The organism is Phaeobacter italicus (assembly GCF_001258055.1).
Lineage (GTDB): Bacteria > Pseudomonadota > Alphaproteobacteria > Rhodobacterales > Rhodobacteraceae > Phaeobacter > Phaeobacter italicus.
On sequence record NZ_CVRM01000021.1, the window covers coordinates 2,501 to 5,873 of the forward strand.

Consider the following 3,373-nt stretch of genomic DNA (forward strand, 5'->3'; position numbering starts at 1 on the left):
GCCTTTGCATCCGCCCTTTTCCTCGGGCGCGCAAGGGTCTGCCGGATTGAAACCACAGTGTTGTCCAAGTCAAGTACACTAACCCGGTTCATATTCCGCAAGGTTTATGAACCAATGTTCACTTCTTACGAAGTGAGCGGGAAAGTATGCTTTTGGTTCAGAAACAGCCCGCAGTTTGTTACCAGCTTCTGCGGATGACAGTTCACTGTCTCTTTCTGGACCAGATCAAGCGCGAGAAGGGCGTTTGGTGGATGCCTTGGCAGTAAGAGGCGATGAAGGACGTGATACTCTGCGATAAGCTTGGGGGAGCCGAGAATAGGCTTTGATCCCAGGATCTCCGAATGGGGGAACCCACCTGACAGTTTGTTATTGTTAGCTTCGCTATCAATAATAAGCTTAATCAGGTACTTAAAACCTGAATACATAGGGTTTTAAGAGCAAACCCGGGGAACTGAAACATCTAAGTACCCGGAGGAAAGGAAATCAATATGATACTCCCCTAGTAGCGGCGAGCGAACGGGGACCAGCCGAGCCTTGAGTGTGAATAGAATGTGTTGGGAAGCACAGCCAGAGTGGGTGATAGCCCCGTATATGAAGCATGATAGGACGTATTAAGTAGGGCGGGACACGTGAAATCCTGTCTGAAGATCGGAGGACCACCTTCGAAGGCTAAGTACTCCTTACTGACCGATAGCGAACCAGTACCGTGAGGGAAAGGTGAAAAGCACCCCGACGAGGGGAGTGAAACAGTACCTGAAACCGAACGCCTACAATCAGTTGGAGGCCCCTTGAGGGCTGACAGCGTACCTTTTGTATAATGGGTCATCGACTTGGTCTCACGAGCAAGCTTAAGCCGTTAGGTGTAGGCGCAGCGAAAGCGAGTCTTAATAGGGCGAATGAGTTCGTGGGATCAGACCCGAAACCGAGTGATCTAGGCATGGCCAGGTTGAAGGTGCAGTAACATGCACTGGAGGACCGAACCCACATCCGTTGAAAAGGATCGGGATGAGCTGTGCCTAGGGGTGAAAGGCCAATCAAACTCGGAGATAGCTGGTTCTCTGCGAAATCTATTTAGGTAGAGCGTCATCCGAATACCCCGGGGGGTAGAGCACTGGATGGGTAATGGGGCCCCACAGGCTTACTGATCCTAACCAAACTCCGAATACCCGGGAGTACTAGATGGCAGACACACTGCGGATGCTAACGTCCGTAGTGGAGAGGGAAACAACCCTGACCTACAGCTAAGGCCCCTAATTCATGGCTAAGTGGGAAAGCAGGTGGGATGTCCAAAACAACCAGGAGGTTGGCTTAGAAGCAGCCATCCTTTAAAGATAGCGTAACAGCTCACTGGTCTAAATAAGACGTCCTGCGGCGAAGATGTAACGGGGCTCAAGCCATGAGCCGAAGCTTAGGATGCACATAGTGCATGGTAGCAGAGCGTAGTGTGACATAGCTTCATGTCTCCTTAGTGTCCAAGGACACATCGGAGACACGAAGCTTTCGATGAAGCGGGCGCGTGAGCGATCCCGTGGAGAGATCACTAGCGAGAATGATGACATGAGTAGCGACAAAGAGTGTGAGAGACACTCTCGCCGAAAGTCCAAGGGTTCCTGCTTAAAGCTAATCTGAGCAGGGTAAGCCGGCCCCTAAGGCGAGGCCGAAAGGCGTAGCCGATGGGAACTAGGTTAATATTCCTAGGCCAGGAGGATGTGACGGATTGTGAAGGTAGTTCAGACTTATCGGATTGTCTGGGCTGCTCAGCAGTCCCTGGAAATAGCCCTCCATCAGACCGTACCCTAAACCGACACAGGTGGACTGGTAGAGAATACCAAGGCGCTTGAGAGAACGATGTTGAAGGAACTCGGCAAAATACCTCCGTAAGTTCGCGAGAAGGAGGCCCAGTTTCTACGCAAGTATTGACTGGGGGCACAAACCAGGGGGTGGCGACTGTTTATTAAAAACACAGGGCTCTGCGAAGTCGCAAGACGACGTATAGGGTCTGACGCCTGCCCGGTGCCTGAAGGTTAAAAGGAGGGGTGAGAGCTCCGAATTGAAGCCCAGGTAAACGGCGGCCGTAACTATAACGGTCCTAAGGTAGCGAAATTCCTTGTCGGGTAAGTTCCGACCTGCACGAATGGCGTAACGACTTCCCCGCTGTCTCCAACATCGACTCAGCGAAATTGAATTGCCTGTCAAGATGCAGGCTTCCCGCGGTTAGACGGAAAGACCCCGTGCACCTTTACTACAGCTTCGCACTGGCATCAGGATTGTGATGTGCAGGATAGGTGGTAGGCATCGAAGCCGGGACGCAAGTCCCGGTGGAGCCTCCCTTGAGATACCACCCTTCGCACTCTTGATGTCTAACCGCGGTCCGTTATCCGGATCCGGGACCCTGCGTGGCGGGTAGTTTGACTGGGGCGGTCGCCTCCTAAAGCGTAACGGAGGCGCGCGAAGGTTGGCTCAGAGCGGTCGGAAATCGCTCGTTGAGTGCAATGGCAGAAGCCAGCCTGACTGCGAGACTGACAAGTCGAGCAGAGACGAAAGTCGGCCATAGTGATCCGGTGGTCCCAAGTGGGAGGGCCATCGCTCAACGGATAAAAGGTACGCCGGGGATAACAGGCTGATACTGCCCAAGAGTCCATATCGACGGCAGTGTTTGGCACCTCGATGTCGGCTCATCTCATCCTGGGGCTGGAGCAGGTCCCAAGGGTACGGCTGTTCGCCGTTTAAAGAGGTACGTGAGCTGGGTTTAGAACGTCGTGAGACAGTTCGGTCCCTATCTGCCGTGGGTGTAGGATACTTGAGAGGAGTTGCCCCTAGTACGAGAGGACCGGGGTGAACGATCCACTGGTGGACCTGTTGTTGCGCCAGCAGCAGTGCAGGGTAGCTATGATCGGAAAGGATAACCGCTGAAGGCATCTAAGCGGGAAGCCCCCCTCAAAACAAGGTATCCCTGAGGGCCGTGGAAGACCACCACGTCAATAGGCCGGAGATGTAAGCATGGTAACATGTTCAGTTGACCGGTACTAATCGCCCGATAGGCTTGATCTGTTCCAGTAACAGACAGTGAAAACACAAAGAACCAAAAGCAAAAATCGACTAATTGTATCTCTCATAAACAAATCGAGGATTTTCCTCGGTTTGGTGGTCATAGCGCAAGTGAAACACCCGGTCCCATCCCGAACCCGGAAGTTAAGCACTGTTGCGCCGATGGTACTGCGTCTTAAGGCGTGGGAGAGTAGGTCACCGCCAAACCTAGAAAAATCCTCAATACAATTCCAAAAACAACAAACACCGCGGGATGGAGCAGCCAGGTAGCTCGTCAGGCTCATAACCTGAAGGTCGTAGGTTCAAATCCTACTCCCGCAACCAA

General features: G+C 52.7%; 1 tRNA gene and 2 rRNA genes. All 3 read left to right on the forward strand.

The features are described from left to right. Positions 1–223 precede the first annotated feature (223 nt). The 3 genes from NIT7645_RS08690 (at position 224) to NIT7645_RS08700 (ending at position 3,372) form a co-directional block, all read left to right on the forward strand. Positions 224–3,051 (forward strand): 23S ribosomal RNA (locus NIT7645_RS08690). Positions 3,052–3,140: 89 nt separating this feature from the next. Then, positions 3,141–3,255 (forward strand): 5S ribosomal RNA (rrf, locus tag NIT7645_RS08695). A 40-nt stretch (positions 3,256–3,295) separates the two neighbouring features. After that, positions 3,296–3,372: transfer RNA gene (locus NIT7645_RS08700), tRNA-Met, on the forward strand. The last annotated feature ends 1 nt before the right edge of the window (position 3,373 follow it).